We start from the raw sequence: 15623 nt of genomic DNA on the forward strand, positions 1-15623 counted from the left end.
TTGAAGCCTTTAAAGGTTGCTGTCGTCGGAGGCCAAACAAAATCGTAGATTCCGACTTCGGGTGTGTGATTTATTAACGCTTCGGCTCGAGACAAAACATGACACTCGTCGTGAGTTTATCCGGTCGCCAATTCCGTAATCGGTTTACCCCGGTAACAGGAACTCCCGCGTATGACCGTAACCATCGTCGGTTCGCAACTCGGCGACGAGGGCAAAGGCGGCGTCGTCGACCTCTGGGGCGACAACGCCGACATCGTCGCTCGTTACCAGGGTGGCGACAACGCCGGCCACACCGTCGTCCACGACGGCGAAAAATACAAACTCTCGCTCGTTCCGAGCGGGGCCGTCCGGGGCAAAATCGGCATCCTCGGCAACGGTTGCGTCGTGAATCCCGAAACGCTCTTCTCTGAGATCGACGCGCTCGCAGAGCGCGGCCTCACCCCCGACGTCCGCGTCGCAGAACGCGCCCACGTCATCCTCCCGTACCACAAAGTGCTGGACGGCATCGAGGAGACGGCGAAGTCCGACTCCGACTTAGACGCCGGAACCACGGGCCGGGGCATCGGCCCGACCTACGAGGACAAGGCCGGCCGTCGCGGCATCCGCATCGGCGACCTGCTCAACCCCGAGGTGCTCCGCGAGCGCCTCGAATACGTCGTCCCGCAGAAACGCGCCCTCGCGGAGGACGTCTTCGGCGTCGAAACGGGCGAAGAGTTCGACGTAGACGCACTGTTCGAACAGTACAAAGAATACGGCGAGCGCCTCGCCGAGGGCAACATGACCGTCAACGCGGGTGAGTTCCTCACGAACGCCATCAAAGACGGCAAGAACGTCATGTTCGAGGGCGCACAGGGCACCTCCATCGACATCGACCACGGCATCTACCCGTACGTCACCTCCTCGAACCCGACCTCCGGCGGCGCAGCCGTCGGCACGGGTGTCGCCCCGACCATCGTCGGCAAAGGCGACGTCGTCGGCATCGTGAAGTCCTACCTCTCGCGGGTCGGCACGGGACCGCTCCCGACCGAACTCACCGGCGACATGGAGGACCTCGCAGACGAGATTCGCGAGAAAGGTGGCGAGTTCGGCACCGTCACCGGTCGCCCACGCCGCATCGGCTGGCTCGACATGCCGATGCTCCGCCACGCAGAACGCGCAAGTGGCTTTACCGGCCTCGCAATCAATCACATCGACGTGCTCGCCGGCCTTGGCGACCTCAAAGTGGGCCATTCCTACACTCTCGATCGCGAGGAGATTTTCACCGTCCCACCGACCACCGAGCAGTGGGCGCGGTGTGAACCGAACTACAAGGAGTTCGACGGCTGGGAGGACGTAGACTGGAGCGCTGTCGCAGAGGAAGGCTGGAACGCGATTCCAGATAACGCCCAGACCTACCTCGAATACATCAGCGAGGAACTCGACACCGACATCTTCGCCGTCGGCATGGGTCCAGACCGCGACCAGACGGTCATCTTAGAGAACCCGCTCGAATAACGCGGTCGCGCCACTGCGACCCGTCACGCTTTTAGCGATACCTTCCTACACTTTCACTATGACCGAGGGTGAGCTTCGATGAAGGAATCGCTGATGGACATTCTCTGCTGTCCGATGGACAAGAGCGACCTCGAACTCGAGGTCGACGAACGTGACGACGACGAAGTTCTCAGTGGAACACTCGTCTGCACCGAGTGTGGCGAGCAGTTCCCCATCGAGGACGGCATTCCGAATCTCCTCCCGCCGGACATGCGGGAGGACGTCGCAGCCTGAACCTTTTTCTACTGGCGCTTCATTTTGAGTGACGTGTCCGATACGCTTCCCGTGCACGTCAACCGTGGCCGACTCCACGCACTCGAGACACCGGACTCCTTCGAGACCGGTGGCACGTTCACCGTCAATCTCGTGAACCACGGCGAGGCGGTCCACGTTCACCTGCACTTAGACGACGCGCTCTCCGAGGTCGCGGAGATGGAGGCCGGAAACCACCACGTGAAATCCGATTCGAGCCGCCCGGTTCGCATCTCCGTGCGGGAGGGCAAACGTCCCGTCCGCGGGAAACTCAAGGTCGTCTCGGCTTACGGCGCGGAGACGAAGTTCGTGGACGTGAAGGTGGCAGAACCCACCGTCGAGAAACAACCGGTCGAGGTAGACGAATCGCTCGGCAAGCCGGTTCCACAGCCTGACCCGGCCCCCGGGCTGATGGAGAATCTCTCCTTCGAAGGCGGCGACATCGCCGTATTGCTGCTCGGGTTCGCGGCGCTCGTCCTCGCGCTCGTCGCACTGGTTATCGCCGACAGTATGGTGTTCTTACTCGGCGTGCTCACGTTGCTCGCGGGCGTTCTCGTCGCGGTGGCCTTCTTGCGCTCGTGAACACTCAGGTGTTCGAGAGTTTTTAACTGTCCTACGTCTGTCTGACTGAAATTTATAACCTCAACTGTGGTACTGAGTAGCTATGTTTGGTGCGTGGCGAATTCCGCTTGCGGACCGTTTGGAGTCGAAGGCGGTACTCGCGTGGCTGTACCTCTTCGCCTGCCTCGTCGCATTGCTCGTCGTCGATAGTCGAACCACCGTCACCGGCATCAGCTTCATGCCGCTCATCATCGCCGTGGCCGTGACGCTCGTGTTGCCGTTCTGGCCGCTGTACCGGCGATTGCGCTAGCGCTCGGTGACGTTCTCGAATCGGCCCGCGTCGTCCATTCGCTTCGCCCGCAGGTAGCGCGCCCGATAGCGGTTCGCGCCGTCGTACACGTCCGCCTCGCGAATTTCGTCGGTGCGCCCCTCTGCCACGGCATCCACGAGGTCGGCCAACTGTGCCAGTTCGCTCTCGGTCATCGTCACCTCGTAGGTCTGCTCCTCCTCTTGCTCTAACTTCGTCCACTTTCGCGCCGCCGCGACGACGAGTGAACACGGTTCACGGCACGGGAATTCGCCGTCACCACGGGGTACGTCGAGGGGCGTCTCTACATCCTCGTCCCACTCGCGGCGCTTCAGACACTGGGAGTCCACACAGCAGGCTCCGGCCACCCACTCGACCGCCTCTTGTGGCAGTTCGTCTATCACGTCGTAGATGCCGGTCTGGCGTTCTGCCGTCTCGCGGAAGTGGGTCACGTCGAGTTCGCCTTCCTGCTCGCGATACCAGTTCGCCACCGTCGCCGGATAGAAGAAGTCGACCGTCTGGAGCAGTTCGCGTCCGGTCAGGTCCACGAACGCCCAGCCATCGACGAGCGTGGGCGCGGTCTTGAGTGGCCGATACCGCCCTGCGTCGTCGTGTTTCGCCAGGTCGCGGGCGTCCAGTGGGTCGGTGTAGGTGTCGAGCGAATCGACTTCCGCACCCGCGTCGGCGACGTGTCGGAGGTGATACCGCCGCTCACCCGCACCGGCCAGTTCGGCGGTGATGTGGAGTTGCCCCCACTCCCGGGAGAGGCCCTCGGGGAGGGCGTCGTATCGGTCTGCGACGCTCCGGTCGTCCGCGCCCTCGACCCAGCGCAGGAAGTCGCGTCGCGACGGCTCTGCAAACTGGTGCCAGTAGTGCCAGTTCGACACCAGCCACGGGTGGTCTGCGGCCACGTCGTCGAACGCCTCCGCGTCCAGTTGCTCGTGGCGGGTCGCGGGCGTCTCGAAGGTGTACCCGCTTCGGTCGTGGGACACCACGAGGCCGTCGCATTCCACACCGTTGGGGGCCGCCCGGCGCAGGGTGACGCGCTGAAGCTCGGTCATCGTGCGCCTCCGGCCGCCCGCGTCGCTTCACGGACCGTTTCGAGGGTGTCTCCAACGTCTACGCCCGCGTCGGCGGCGCGTTCGAGGATGACGTCGGCCATGAGTCGCTCCGTCCCCACGGCCCCCGAGTACCAGATGCGGTGGCCGTCGACGACGGCAGGCACGTCGTATCCCTTGCGGTAGTCGTCGGTGAGGCCCATGTCCTCGGGAATGTCTTCCTGGGTGTGAAAGCCGTCCGCGATGAACAGCGGAACCACCACGATGTCCTCGGCCTCGAAGTAGTCGGTCACGTCGTCCACCTCGGGTTCTTCGTCCATGAACAGCGCCGCTACCTCGTCGAACCGACCGGACTCCCGGATGCGGTCTGCGTGATAGTGAATCGCCTTCGCCGAGTTCGCGTTTCGCTCCGTCCCGTGACCAACGACGGCGAGGCCAAAGCCCGGCCCCACGTCGGGGTCGCCCGTCACCGACTCCGCCCGGCGGATGATGACGTCGGTCATCGATTCGTGGGTGCCGACCGGCCCACAGTAGTGGACTGTCTTGCCCGTATCTTCGCTTTCGAGCGTGACGTGGGTCGCGCTCAGGCCGTCCGAGTTCCAGTCGGCCACGTCCCACCCGGCGAGTCTGAGTTCGCGGGGAATCACCTGTTCGGTGAAGTAGCCCTCGCTGATGAACAGCGGGACGACGTACACTTCGTCGCTCTCCAGAGTGCGGATGACCTCCCGGAACGACGGTTCTTCTTTCCAGAACGCTTCGCGCACCTCGTCGAACACGCCGGTCGCCCGAATCGTGTCGGCGTGTGAGAACGTCGGGGTGCTGGACTCCGCGTTCAGGTGCGAGCCATGTGCGGCTATCACGAGCGCCTTCATCGTTGTCACTTCTTAGGACAGGTCGGCCTTAGCGGCTTCGCCCGCGGAAGCCCACACATGCAGGGCGAAGCCGTTTGGTCCTCCGCTTCCTCTGTCCAGCCATGAAACTGCTCGACGTGACGCTTCGGGAGGGCGAGCAACGACCCGGCCGACGCTTCTCGGTCGACCAGAAGGTCGAAGCCGCGAGCCACTTAGACGCCCTCGGCGTCGATTACATCCAGCTCGGCTTTCCCGTCGCAGACGACCGAACGCGCCGGGTCTGCGAACAGTACGACGGCGACGCGAAGACGACAGGAATCGCTCGCGCCATCCAGAGCGACATTGACGCCGCCGTCGAAGCTGGCGTGGACGTCATCGACCTGTTCGCCCCGACGAGCGACGCCCAGCGCGAGTTCATGCTCGGCACCTCCCGCGAGGAACTGCTCGAAACCGTCCACGACGCTCTTGACGCGGCCCACGACACCGGCCTCGAAGTCCACTTCACCGCGATGGACGGCTTTCGGACCGAACTCGCGTTTCTGAACGAAGTCGTCGAACAGGTCGAAGCGGCGTTCGTGACCATCGCGGACACCGTCGGCAGTCGAACTCCCAAAGGCGTCACTGAAACGCTCACCGCCCTCGACGCAGACCTCTCCGGCGTCGGCGTCCATTTCCACGACGATATCGGCGTCGCCACGGCAAACGCCCTCACCGCCGCAGACATGGGCGTCGGGCGAGTTGACGTCTCTGTGGCCGGCATCGGCGAACGCGCCGGGAACGTCCCGCTCGAAGAGTTCGTCGTCGCGGGCCTCCTCGGCGAGGAAGCGGTCGATTCGAAAATCGACGAGTCGGACCTGCTCACTCACTCGCGGGCCGTGCTCGCCGCCCTCGGTGAGGACGTCTCGGCGTGGAAACCGCTGCTCGGCGACCAGGTGTTCGCCCACGAATCGGGCCTGCACACCGCCGCGATGCTCGACGACCCTGCGCTGTTCGAACCGTTCGACCCCGCCCGCTTCGGGGGCGAGCGACGCCTGCTGTTCGGCCCGGACACGGGGCGAGGAGCGGCCCGCAGACTGTTCGAACGCGCCGGTATCGAACCCACCGACGAACGGGTTGCGACGCTCCTCGATGCGTTGGCAAACCGGGAAGAAGTAGATTTGAACGAGGCGCTCTCGCTCGCCCGCCGGGTCAAATAGCGCCGGTTTCGCGCAGTGCGTCGATTTCAGCCGTCGAGTAGCCGAGTGACTCGAGAATCGACGCCGTGTGCTGACCGAGGTGCGGTGGTGGGCGCGACTCGACACGGGAGAACGCGGAGGAGCGAATCGGCGACCGGGGTACGGCAACCGTGTCGCCTGCGCCCTCTGCGACCGCGACCGACGTGAGCGCGTCCGTCGCCGCGAGGTGTGGGTCGTTGCACACCTCTCGGATGTTGTTGACCGGAGCCACCGGCACGCTCGCTTCGCGAAGTCGCTCGACGATTTCAACCCGGTCGAACTGCCTGAGCTCGACGGCGAGCAGGTCGGTGAGCAGCGAGACGTTCTCCCGGCGGTCGGCGAGCGTCTCGAAGCGGTCGTCTTCGTGAAGCGAGAGGTCGAGTGCCTCACAGAATGCCCGCCACTGGCGTTCGCCCGACGGCCCGACGAACACCCACTTCTCGTCCGCCGTGCGGAACACGTCGTAGGGTGCCCAGTTCGGGTGCCCCGCCCCGAGCGGCTCTGGCACGTCGTCGTAGGCCTGCGTGAACGAGAGCCAGTAGCCCATGAGGGCGACGGTGCTCTCGAACAGCGGCGCGGACACTTTCTGACCTTCGCCGGTCTGGTCGCGCTGGCGCAGGGCGGCGAGGACGCCAATCGCCCCGTACAACGAGGCGGCCATGTCGGCCACACTGGTCCCCGAGCGCACTGGCGGTTGGCCGGGATGGCCGGTCACGCTCATCAGCCCGGAGAGTGCTTCCGCAACCGGGTCGAGAGCGGGGTGGTCCTCGTACGGCCCTTCGTTGAAGCCCTTTATCGAGCAGTAGACGAGTGACGGGAACTCCTCACTGAGTGCGTCGTAACCGACGCCGAGGCGTTCTGCGGTGCCCGGCTTGAAGTTCTCGACGACGACGTCCGCCTCTCCGACGAGACTGTGGAAGATTTCGCGGCCACCGGCGGTCTTCAGGTCGAGCGTGATGCTCTCTTTGTCCCGATTTACGTAGTTGAACGAACTGTTGCCGAGCGGCGAGGAGTCGCGAACGATGTCACCGCCCTCGGGGTGTTCTATCTTGATGACGCGTGCGCCAAGGTCGGCGAGTAACAGCGAGCAAAACGGCCCGGCGATGATGTGGCCGAGTTCGAGCACCGTCACGTCTGCGAGTGGTCGGTCGGTCATGGGAGTTGGGTCGGATTCGCTTCGAGATCGTCGCCAAAGCAGATGGTCTCGCCGTCGGCGGCGAACACGTAGCAATCGTCGCGGTCGAATCCCACGATGATGCTGTCGCCCGGTCGTGCGTCGTCTACCTCCGGCGAGACCACGTCAACTCGGGTTCCATCGGCGGTTTTCGCGTGTACCACCGATTCCGTGCCGAGCGGTTCGACGACTTCGGCGGTCACTTCGAAGCGGATTTCGCCGCCGCTCGGGCGGAGGTACTGCGGACGGATGCCGAGCGTGACCGAGTTACCCACGTGTGCGGAGAGCGCCTCGCCCGCGGGCATCCGAATGCCGTGGCCCTCGATGGTCGGGACGCCGTCGACGCTCGTCACCGAGCACGTGAGCAAGTTGGTCGATGGCGTGCCGATGAAACTGGCGACGTACGCAGATTGCGGCCGGTGGAACAGGGTCCGCGGCGGGTCGAACTGTGCGACGTGGCCCTCGCGGAGCAACACGACGCGGTCCGACATCGTCATCGCCTCCGTCTGGTCGTGGGTGACGTAGACGATGGTGGTGTCGAGTTCCTGGTGGAGTCGCTGAATCTCGACGCGGAGTTCCGACTTCAGTTTCGCGTCCAGGTCGCTCATCGGTTCGTCGAGCAGCAGCACTTCGGGGTCCTGGACGAACGCACCGCCGAGGGCCACGCGCTGTTGTTGCCCGCCGGAGAGTTCCGCGGGCATCTTTTCGAGTTGTTCCTCGATTTGGAGCACGCGGGCGGCCTCCTCGATTTTCTCGTCGCGTTCTGCCTTTGGGACGCCGTGAATCTTGAGGCCATAGCCGATGTTCTCGCGGACGCTCATGTGGGGGTAGAGCGCGATGGACTGGAACACCATCGAGACGTTGCGCTTCTGGGGTGGCAGGTCGGTCACGTCGTCGTCACCGAAGTGGATGCGCCCCGACGTGGGGGTTTCGAGCCCGGCGAGCATCCGCAGGGTGGTTGTCTTCCCACAGCCGGAGGGGCCGACGAGCGTCGTAAACGACCCGGCGGGAATTTCGAGCGACACGTCATCGACGGCGACGTGCGTCTGCCCGAGCGTTTTGAACTCTTTGCGAACCGTGTCGAGTCGAATGGATTGTGCCATAGTTATTCGAGGCCTCCCACACTGAACCCCTGCAGCAGGTATCGCTGGAGGAACAGCGCGATGAGGAATGGGGGGATAGAGATGAGCAGCGAGACGGCCATCGTCTCACCCCAGCCGATGGTGACGCGGTCTAAGAACAGACTCGCGCCCACGTTGATGGTGTACATGTCGTCGTTGCTCATGACGATACGCGCCATGGTGAAATCGTTCCACGCGACGGCGAACGCGAAGATGGCCGCCGAGATGTAGCCCGGTCTGGCGACCGGCAATACCACGTCCCAGACCGTCCGGAAGCGACTCGCGCCGCGAACCCACGCCGCCTCTTCGAGCGAGAGCGGTACCGTCTGGAAGTACTGCCACATGAGCCAGATGGTGAACGGCGCGGAGATGGCCGTGAGCGCGAGCGTGAGTGCGAAGTAGCTGTTCAACAGTCCGAGGCTGAAGAAGATGACGTACAGCGGAATCGCGAGCACGATTGGGCTGAACATGTAACTGAACAGCACTGCCCGCGCCGCGATGGACTTTCCACGGAACTCGAATCGCGTGAGGCCGTAGCCCGCCGCGATGGCGATTGCCGTCGAGAGGAGGGTCGAACTCGCCGTGACGATGAGGCTGTTCGTGAAGTAGCGAACCGTCTCTGTCGTCTCGAGAAGCACGAGGAAGTTCCGTGCCGTAATCTCCTTTGGAATCAGGTTCACCTGGCCGCCCGCGAAGGTAGCCGCAGGTGACTGCAACGCGATGACTACCATCAGGTAGACGGGCACGATGACGAACGTCGTGATGAGCAACGCCGTGATGTAGAGTGCCACGCGCTGGAGTCGTTGCTGAGTCCGGTGGTCGAACCAACTCGAATCGGCGGTCGCCATCAGTGGCTCACCTCCGCCTCGGGGGCGAACGTGCGGAAGTAGACGACGGCGGCCCCCGCGAGCAGGAAGAACATGATGCCCGCGAGCGCGGTGGCCCGACCGAAGTCAACCTCGTTGAACGCAATCTGGAACACGCGGATTGGCAAGGTGGTCGTCTCTTGCAGCGGCCCCCCGCGCGTGGTCAGGTAGATGATGTCGAACTTGTTAAACATCCAGATGCCCCGGACGAGGAGGATGATGAGGATGGCTCCCCGGAGGTGGGGCATCGTGATGTCGCGGAACGCCTGCCACGTCGTCGCGCCTTCGACGCGCGCTCGTTCGTACAGGTCGGGGTCGATTGCCTGCAACCGGGCGAGCAGGATGAAGAAGGCGAAGGAGGCGAACTTCCAGACGCTCGTGATGACGACGGCGGGCATCGCCCAGGTCAGCGTCGAGAAGAAGGCGATTGGCTCGTCGATGAGTCCCGCGTTTTCGAGCACCTGATTCAGGATGCCGATGTTCGGGTCCAGAATGAACTTCCACATGAAGATGACCACGAGCGTGGGCAGCAGGTACGGGAAAATCATCAGCGTCCGCAGGGCCCCGCCGCCGCGAATCTTCTGGTTCACGACGAGTGCGAGGCCGAGACCGAGCACGAGGCTCAGACCCGTCGTCGCCACGGCGTAGACGACGCTGTTCCAGAGGAACCCCCAGAAGGAGGGTTCGGTGAGCAACGAGACGTAGTTGCCGAGGCCGACGAACACCGGATTTCGCACTGGATTCTCGAACAGACTCATCCCGAGGGCGTAGGCTATCGGAACGACCCACACGACGACGAAAAACGCCACCAGTGGGACGAACGAGACGAGCAGCAGCCACGCACTTCCGTCCAACTCGCGGGGGGAAAACCGCTCTCGCAGGCCGACGCTCATCGCTTGAGACTACGGAGTTTTTCTGCGAGCCAATCGACGGTCTCTTCGGGAGATTTCCCGCCGACGAGCAGTTGGTCTGCGGCCTGTCCGAACACCTGGTTGCCGTAGCCGTCTGCAGCGAGCAGGTTCGGTGCGCCCTCGTCGCCCGTCGCGAGCACGGAGGTGAACACGTCCCAGTTGTCCTTGACGAGTTGCAGGACCTCCGGGTACTGGTTCAGCATCTCGTTGTTCTTGACGGCCTCGCTGTCCAGTTGTTCGCGACTCGGGGGGAACTGGAACAGCGGCGCAGAGAGCACGAAGTCGAAGAACTTCTCGGACTGGTTGAAGAACTTCACGAACTCCTGGGCGCCCTCCGTCGCCTGCCCGTCGTTTCGCACGAGGTGCCCTTCCATGTAGGCCCACCACTTGTCCTGTGCTTTGCCCTGTGGAACCGGGAACGGCATCGGACTGAATTTCTCGACGAGGTCCGGGCGGTTGCTCGACATGATGAGGATGGGCAGTCCACCGACAGAGACGCCTGCGGCGGCGTTTTCCTGCTGGAGTGCGCCGATGGCGTCACCCCACTCCCAGCCGCTGCCGTTCGGGGAGTACTCGGCCATCTGTTGGACCCACTCGAACGTCTCGATGGCGGCGGCGCGGTTGTCGCCGTTGTCCAGCGTCACCTCGATGTTGTCAGAGGGGCCGGAGTAAATCTCGACGTCGTTCTGCCAGAGATACTGGGTCATCTGCGTGTCGGCGTTGTTCGTCTGGCCTGACTGGACGATGTACCCCTTCATGTCCTCCTCTTCGGAGACGCGCTTTGCTTCTGCCTGCCAGTTCTCCCAGGTCTCGGGGTTGCCGTCGTAGATGTCGTTTCGATACCACCCCATCAACGGTTCGACCATCGCGGCGGCAAAGTAGGATTCGCCGTCGACGTTTACCGGGTCCGGCAGGTCGTTGTTCGAAACCGCGTCGGTGAGCGGTGCGAGGACGCCGTCGCGCTGGAGGCGGTAGGCGTCTGTCGAGGTGTCGAACAGGATGTCCGGTGGGTTGCCCGCCGCCACCATCTTCTGCATCTCTTGGTCCGTCGAGGTGCCTTTCGAGGTGTAGGTCACTTCGACGGTGTAGTCAGTCTCGTCCTCGAACTCGGCGATGATGGCGTCCATGACCTCCTTCGAATCGCCGCGGTCTGAGAGGTAGCGAACGGTATTGCCGCCACCACCGCCTCCGCCACCACCGCCGCCGTTTCCGTCTCCACCACCGCCGAGACAGCCAGCGAGGGCGAGGGCCGATGCGGTGGCCCCTGTCCCCTGGAGAAATCGTCGTCGGGTCGTGTTGCGTCTATTTGGAGTACCTGTCCCTTGTGCCATGACGTGGACTAGCATAGTCCGTGAGTAACGATTTTACCCTACATATGAAGGGGTTTTATGTGAACCGTCCGGAAAATCGACGTCAATCCGACCGCCCGTGGGCGATTGGGGGATTTCCGACGGCCACCTGGCTTGGCGACCGATGGAGGGCTTCGGCGAGCAGTTTCTTCTCCGCTTTGCGCAGGTGTTCTAAGAGCGTCGTATGGGTGATATCGAGCTGTGTGGCGAGAGTTTCGGCGTCGATCTTCCGTGGCCAGTCGAAGTATCCCTGTTCGAGCGCGGTTCTGACTACTTCCTCCTGTCTCGGCGACAGCGACCCGGTGGTGTCGCCGACGGGCGTCAACCGCCGGAGCCTCACGGTGCCGATTTCGCGGAGGTCGGCGACGATTGCCTTCAGGTCCTCTCTGCGGAACACGATGACGTCGAACACTCGTTCGTTCCCGTTGACGCGGTCTAACCCCTGGAGCATTCCGTGATTCTTACGAATGATGGGGAGTGCGCCACAGGACTGTTTGGTGACGAGCAGGCCAGAGGTGCCGACGCGCTCTACGGAATTCACCATCTCGTCTGCGCGGAGTCGTGATTCGAACCGGTCGCTTCGCTCGCCCGCCTCGATGAGGAACGTGATGTTCTCGTCGTCTAACACCTCCTCCTGCGTCACCGTGAACGCCTCGTCACCCTCACTCGTTATCTTGCTCAGGACGCAGTCACACTGCAAGTCCAGATAGAGCGTTGCCCGAAGCATGTGCTGTGGTCACACGCCGCTGCATATGAGTGTTTGCACTGGTGTCACCGAACCACTTTTTTCGCACGACGGTGAGAGAGCGGTATGTCGTCACTCGCAGCGGAGACGCGAACCGCCGTCCGCGACCATCCCTTTCTTCGCGCTGCGCTCGCCGCAGGCGTGGTGAACTACACCGCCGCCGCACGGTTTCTCGACATCGGCGACACGGAAGCCGTGACGGCGGCGTTACGTCGTTTCGCGGCGGACCTCCCCGACTTCGATACGGCGGACGGACGGCCACGCGTCTCGATGCAGAGCGGCCTCGGTGAGGGACCTGCCGCGGAGGCGTTGGTCACGATTGGAGACAAACACTTCGCCCCTGGCAACGGACGTTTGACCGCCATCAGCGCCGCTGGAGACTTCGACGTGACAGCACTCGCGCACACCCTCTCCCGTCTCGCTGCCGCAGACATCGAACCACTCGCCTGTGCGGGGACGGCCGAGTTCCACGTGTTCGTCGTCGAACGGCGAGACGCCCCCACCGCGCTGCGTGTCGTCGAAGCGTCATTTTCATCCATCCCGAACATGTAAAATTAATAAAGGTAATATTCATCAGTAATAACGGACGACTGAGAGGTAGAATGGGCGATACGATAACGAGCGCAACACAGTTTCAGACGCTCATCGAGGGTTCTTCCGACATCATCACCATTCTCGATACAGACGGAACCATCGTCTATCAGAGCCCGTCGGTCACGCGTATTCTCGGCTACGAACCCGGCGACATCCTCGAGGACAACGCGTTCGACTACGTCCACCCCGACGACAGAGACGAGATGCTCCAGGAGTTCTTCCGGGCGATGGAGAACCCCGGGTACATTCCGACCATCGAACACCGATTTCGACACGCAGACGGCTCGTACATGACGCTCGAATCGCGGGGTCGAAACTGGTTCGACGACCCGCACATCGAGGGGTTCATCGTCAATACCCGGGACGTGTCGGCGCGGGTCGAACGCGAGGAGACGCTGTCTGCGCTCAGAGAAGCGAGCAACCAACTGGTCACGACCCACTCCAGTCACGACGTCGCAGCGGCGATGGTCGCTGTCGCGGAGGACGTCCTCGGCGAGTCGCTCTCTGCGGTCTGGATGAAAGCCGACGACCGCGACGTGATGCGTCTCACGGCGCAGACTGACTCGCTCGCCGAACTCAGCCTCTACGACGAAATCCGTCCGAACAGGGGGCTGGTCTGGCCGGTGTATCGGGCGGGTCGAACCTACGTCTTCGACGACATCCACAGCCAGGACCTCGTCATCCCCGAGACGCCGATTCACAGCGCAATCATGGTCCCCCTCGGCGACCACGGGGTCTTCGGCATCGGCGCACGCGAGTGTGATGCCTTTACCAACAACGACGCTGACTTCGTCGAGATTCTTGCCGGTAGCGCGACGGCCGCCCTCGATCGCCTCGAACATGAGGAGGAACTCGAACTCCAGAACCGGCGGCTCGACTTTCTCAACCACATCCTTCGCCACGACGTGTTGAATAGCATGTTCGTCATCCAGTCGCGGGCGGAGATGCTGGACGAACACACCGACGACGCCGGCGAACGGTATCTGGAGACCATTGACGCGTGGTGTGACGACATCGTCTCGATGACCAAGCAGATGCGGCTCATCGTCGAGACGATGAGCAACTCCGCGGGGAAGGCGGTCGAACCGGTCACCCTCTCAGAAATCCTCTCGGCTTCGACGGCGAAGCTCGGTGACGCCCACGAACGCCTCACGCTCACGACGAGCATCCCCGGAGGCGTCGTCGTCCGGGCGAACGACGTGCTCTCGCAAGTGTTCGACAACCTGCTCGGCAACGCGGTGACCCACAACTCCTCGGCTGCCCCCGCCATCGACGTTTCATGTGAAGTGTACGCGGACGAAGTCGTCGTCGCCATCGCGGACAACGGCGGGGGCGTCCCCGACGACCGCAAGGAATCCATCTTCCAGCGCGATGTGAAGGGGCTCGAAAGCGAAGGTTCGGGGCTCGGACTCTACTTCGTCGATACCGTCGTCCGAAGTTTCGGCGGCGACGTGTGGGTTGAGGACAACGACATTGGCGGGGCGACGTTTTTCGTCTCGCTCGTGCCAATCGACCCGACGGCCTGACCGTCCACCGACGGATTCAAACGGGTTTGCTCAGTATCAATTCGTAATGACGCTACACGTGACGAACACGCTCACTGGTGAGCGCGAGGCGTTCACGCCACAGAACCCCGATTCCGTTCTTCTCTATTACTGTGGCTTGACCGTCTCCGACTTCGCACACCTCGGCCACGCCCGTTCGTGGGTTCACGTCGACGTGATGCACCGGTGGCTTTCACACCTCGGGTACGACGTCCACCATGTCGAGAACTTCACTGACGTAAACGAGAAAATCGTCGCGCGAATCGGTGACGACGACCTCGGTGATGACGAGGCGGCGGTGGCCCGCCACTTCATCCAGCAGACGCTCGCCGACATGCGCTCGCTCAATCTGAAACGCGCGGAGATTTATCCCCGCGTCTCAGAGCACATCCCCGAAATCGTCGCCCTCATCGAGAAACTCGCGGAGAAGGGCTACGCCTACGAGTCGAACGGTTCGGTCTACTTCGACGTGACGAAGTTCCCGGATTACGGCAAACTCTCGAATCAGTCGATAGAGGAATTAGAATCGCAGGGCGACCCGGACGAACGCTCGGACAAGCGCAACCCGGCCGACTTCGCGCTCTGGAAGGCGGGTGAGGCCCATCCTGACGACGCGCCAGCGGGCGGCGACGTCTGGGAGTCGCCGTGGGGCGAGGGGCGACCCGGCTGGCACATCGAGTGCTCTGCGATGTCGATGACCCACCTCGGGGAGACCATCGACATCCACGTCGGGGGCCAGGACCTCGTCTTCCCGCATCACGAAAACGAAGTCGCCCAGAGCGAGGCGGCGACGGGCAAACCGTTCGCCCGCTACTGGCTCCACGTCCGTCTGCTCGAAACGGAGGGCGAGAAGATGTCCACGAGTCTCGGGAACTTCTCTACGGCAAAGGGCCTCGTCGAGGAGTTCGGGGCCGACGTCGTTCGCATGTTCCTCATGTCCGCGGCGTACAACCGCAAACAGTTGTTCAACGACGCGACCTTCGACGAGGCGAAGAAACGCTGGGAGACGCTCTCGCGGGGCTACGAACGCGCCGTCGAAGCCTGCGACAGTGTGGACGCCTCCGGCAAGGCCGAGGACGCGGACCTCCGTACGGCAGTCGCGGAGACCCGCGAATCGTTCACCGACGCGATGAACGATGACTTCAACACCCGCGAGGCGCTCGCTGCGCTGCTCGAACTCGTCTCCGCGGTCAACCGTCACACCGACGAGGCCGAAACCTACGACTATCGAGGCCTCACCGAAGCCGTCGACCTGTTCGAGGAGTTGGGCGGCGACATTCTCGGCTTCACGTTCGCCGGAGAACATGAGAGCGACGTTTCGCTCGCCGGTGACGTGGTGGACCTCGTACTCCGAGTGCGCGAACAGGAGCGCGAGGCGGGCAACTACGAGCGAGCGGACGAACTCCGCGACGAACTCGAAGCCCTCGGCGTGACCATCGAAGATTCAGACGACGGTCCGACCTACCGCTTCTAGGGTTTCTGATTGGTCGGCCACGGGACTTATATGTCAGAAGAGGGTAGACGCCCACAACGTATGATACGT

At 63.0% G+C, this 15623-nt stretch carries 16 protein-coding genes; 8 read left to right on the top strand and 8 right to left on the bottom strand.

From position 1 onward, the window contains the following. The first annotated feature begins 171 nt into the window (after positions 1-171). From P0648_RS08650 to P0648_RS08665, 4 genes are all read left to right on the top strand, one after another. Positions 172-1494 (top strand): adenylosuccinate synthase, encoded by a 1323-nt coding sequence (locus P0648_RS08650; RefSeq protein WP_277503571.1) that lies wholly within the window; start codon positions 172-174, stop codon positions 1492-1494. 78 nt (positions 1495-1572) lie between these two features. Continuing rightward, positions 1573-1767: a methytransferase partner Trm112 gene (locus tag P0648_RS08655; RefSeq protein ID WP_276247671.1), complete on the top strand. Its 195-nt coding sequence runs from the start codon at positions 1573-1575 to the stop codon at positions 1765-1767. 33 nt (positions 1768-1800) lie between these two features. After that, entirely contained in the window at positions 1801-2367 is a 567-nt protein-coding gene (locus tag P0648_RS08660; protein WP_276247670.1) for a hypothetical protein, read from the top strand. An 82-nt stretch (positions 2368-2449) separates the two neighbouring features. Beyond that, positions 2450-2656, top strand: coding sequence for a hypothetical protein (locus P0648_RS08665; RefSeq protein ID WP_276247669.1), 207 nt, complete (start codon positions 2450-2452; stop codon positions 2654-2656). On the opposite strand, the gene P0648_RS08670 is transcribed toward P0648_RS08665, so the two are convergent. Both P0648_RS08670 and P0648_RS08675 read right to left on the bottom strand, forming a co-directional pair. After that, on the bottom strand, positions 2653-3714 hold the full coding sequence (locus P0648_RS08670) for a DR2241 family protein (protein ID WP_277503576.1): 1062 nt from the start codon (positions 3712-3714) through the stop codon (positions 2653-2655). The genes P0648_RS08665 and P0648_RS08670 overlap by 4 nt on opposite strands. After that, entirely contained in the window at positions 3711-4583 is an 873-nt protein-coding gene (locus tag P0648_RS08675; RefSeq protein WP_276247667.1) for a CbiX/SirB N-terminal domain-containing protein, read from the bottom strand. The genes P0648_RS08670 and P0648_RS08675 overlap by 4 nt, the downstream gene beginning before the upstream one ends. 101 nt (positions 4584-4684) lie before the next feature. Between P0648_RS08675 and P0648_RS08680 the strand changes: the two genes are divergently transcribed. Next, positions 4685-5758 (top strand): LeuA family protein, encoded by a 1074-nt coding sequence (locus tag P0648_RS08680; RefSeq protein ID WP_276247666.1) that lies wholly within the window; start codon positions 4685-4687, stop codon positions 5756-5758. Here P0648_RS08680 and P0648_RS08685 read toward each other — a convergent pair. From P0648_RS08685 to P0648_RS08710, 6 genes are all read right to left on the bottom strand, one after another. Further along, on the bottom strand, positions 5751-6932 hold the full coding sequence (locus P0648_RS08685; protein ID WP_276247665.1) for a CaiB/BaiF CoA-transferase family protein: 1182 nt from the start codon (positions 6930-6932) through the stop codon (positions 5751-5753). The genes P0648_RS08680 and P0648_RS08685 overlap by 8 nt on opposite strands. Then, positions 6929-8053 (bottom strand): ABC transporter ATP-binding protein, encoded by a 1125-nt coding sequence (locus tag P0648_RS08690; protein WP_276247664.1) that lies wholly within the window; start codon positions 8051-8053, stop codon positions 6929-6931. The genes P0648_RS08685 and P0648_RS08690 overlap by 4 nt, the downstream gene beginning before the upstream one ends. Before the next feature lie 2 nt (positions 8054-8055). Then, on the bottom strand, positions 8056-8919 hold the full coding sequence (locus tag P0648_RS08695) for a carbohydrate ABC transporter permease (protein ID WP_276247663.1): 864 nt from the start codon (positions 8917-8919) through the stop codon (positions 8056-8058). Next, a complete protein-coding gene (locus P0648_RS08700; RefSeq protein WP_276247662.1) occupies positions 8919-9830 on the bottom strand; it encodes a carbohydrate ABC transporter permease in 912 nt (303 codons plus the stop codon). The genes P0648_RS08695 and P0648_RS08700 overlap by 1 nt, the downstream gene beginning before the upstream one ends. Next, positions 9827-11179: an ABC transporter substrate-binding protein gene (locus P0648_RS08705; RefSeq protein ID WP_277503581.1), complete on the bottom strand. Its 1353-nt coding sequence runs from the start codon at positions 11177-11179 to the stop codon at positions 9827-9829. The genes P0648_RS08700 and P0648_RS08705 overlap by 4 nt, the downstream gene beginning before the upstream one ends. 82 nt (positions 11180-11261) lie before the next feature. Next, positions 11262-11924 carry a helix-turn-helix domain-containing protein gene (locus P0648_RS08710; RefSeq protein ID WP_276247660.1) on the bottom strand — a complete coding sequence of 221 codons (663 nt, stop codon included), beginning with the start codon at positions 11922-11924 and terminating at the stop codon, positions 11262-11264. A gap of 84 nt (positions 11925-12008) precedes the next feature. Between P0648_RS08710 and P0648_RS08715 the strand changes: the two genes are divergently transcribed. The 3 genes from P0648_RS08715 to cysS are packed head-to-tail and all read left to right on the top strand — an operon-like array spanning position 12009 to position 15554. Continuing rightward, positions 12009-12494 (top strand): hypothetical protein, encoded by a 486-nt coding sequence (locus P0648_RS08715; protein ID WP_277503582.1) that lies wholly within the window; start codon positions 12009-12011, stop codon positions 12492-12494. Between the two features lie 50 nt (positions 12495-12544). Continuing rightward, complete coding sequence (locus tag P0648_RS08720) at positions 12545-14062, top strand: PAS domain S-box protein (RefSeq protein WP_277503583.1); 1518 nt, start codon at positions 12545-12547, stop codon at positions 14060-14062. A gap of 46 nt (positions 14063-14108) precedes the next feature. Further along, positions 14109-15554, top strand: coding sequence for a cysteine--tRNA ligase (cysS, locus tag P0648_RS08725; RefSeq protein WP_277503584.1), 1446 nt, complete (start codon positions 14109-14111; stop codon positions 15552-15554). Positions 15555-15623: the final 69 nt, after the last annotated feature.

This window comes from Haladaptatus sp. DYSN1 (assembly GCF_029489995.1).
GTDB lineage: Archaea > Halobacteriota > Halobacteria > Halobacteriales > Halococcaceae > QDMS2.

What these genes read in the sequence shown, in the direction of transcription:
- P0648_RS08650 (WP_277503571.1), top strand. Translation starts at nt 172, where the DNA reads ATGACCGTAACCATCGTCGGTTCGCAACTCGGCGACGAGGGCAAAGGC.
- P0648_RS08655 (WP_276247671.1), top strand. Translation starts at nt 1,573, where the DNA reads ATGAAGGAATCGCTGATGGACATTCTCTGCTGTCCGATGGACAAGAGC.
- P0648_RS08665 (WP_276247669.1), top strand. Translation starts at nt 2,450, where the DNA reads ATGTTTGGTGCGTGGCGAATTCCGCTTGCGGACCGTTTGGAGTCGAAG.
- P0648_RS08670 (WP_277503576.1), bottom strand. Translation starts at nt 3,714, where the DNA reads ATGACCGAGCTTCAGCGCGTCACCCTGCGCCGGGCGGCCCCCAACGGT.
- P0648_RS08675 (WP_276247667.1), bottom strand. Translation starts at nt 4,583, where the DNA reads ATGAAGGCGCTCGTGATAGCCGCACATGGCTCGCACCTGAACGCGGAG.
- P0648_RS08680 (WP_276247666.1), top strand. Translation starts at nt 4,685, where the DNA reads ATGAAACTGCTCGACGTGACGCTTCGGGAGGGCGAGCAACGACCCGGC.
- P0648_RS08685 (WP_276247665.1), bottom strand. Translation starts at nt 6,932, where the DNA reads ATGACCGACCGACCACTCGCAGACGTGACGGTGCTCGAACTCGGCCAC.
- P0648_RS08690 (WP_276247664.1), bottom strand. Translation starts at nt 8,053, where the DNA reads ATGGCACAATCCATTCGACTCGACACGGTTCGCAAAGAGTTCAAAACG.
- P0648_RS08695 (WP_276247663.1), bottom strand. Translation starts at nt 8,919, where the DNA reads ATGGCGACCGCCGATTCGAGTTGGTTCGACCACCGGACTCAGCAACGA.
- P0648_RS08700 (WP_276247662.1), bottom strand. Translation starts at nt 9,830, where the DNA reads ATGAGCGTCGGCCTGCGAGAGCGGTTTTCCCCCCGCGAGTTGGACGGA.
- P0648_RS08705 (WP_277503581.1), bottom strand. Translation starts at nt 11,179, where the DNA reads ATGGCACAAGGGACAGGTACTCCAAATAGACGCAACACGACCCGACGA.
- P0648_RS08710 (WP_276247660.1), bottom strand. Translation starts at nt 11,924, where the DNA reads ATGCTTCGGGCAACGCTCTATCTGGACTTGCAGTGTGACTGCGTCCTG.
- P0648_RS08715 (WP_277503582.1), top strand. Translation starts at nt 12,009, where the DNA reads ATGTCGTCACTCGCAGCGGAGACGCGAACCGCCGTCCGCGACCATCCC.
- P0648_RS08720 (WP_277503583.1), top strand. Translation starts at nt 12,545, where the DNA reads ATGGGCGATACGATAACGAGCGCAACACAGTTTCAGACGCTCATCGAG.
- cysS (WP_277503584.1), top strand. Translation starts at nt 14,109, where the DNA reads ATGACGCTACACGTGACGAACACGCTCACTGGTGAGCGCGAGGCGTTC.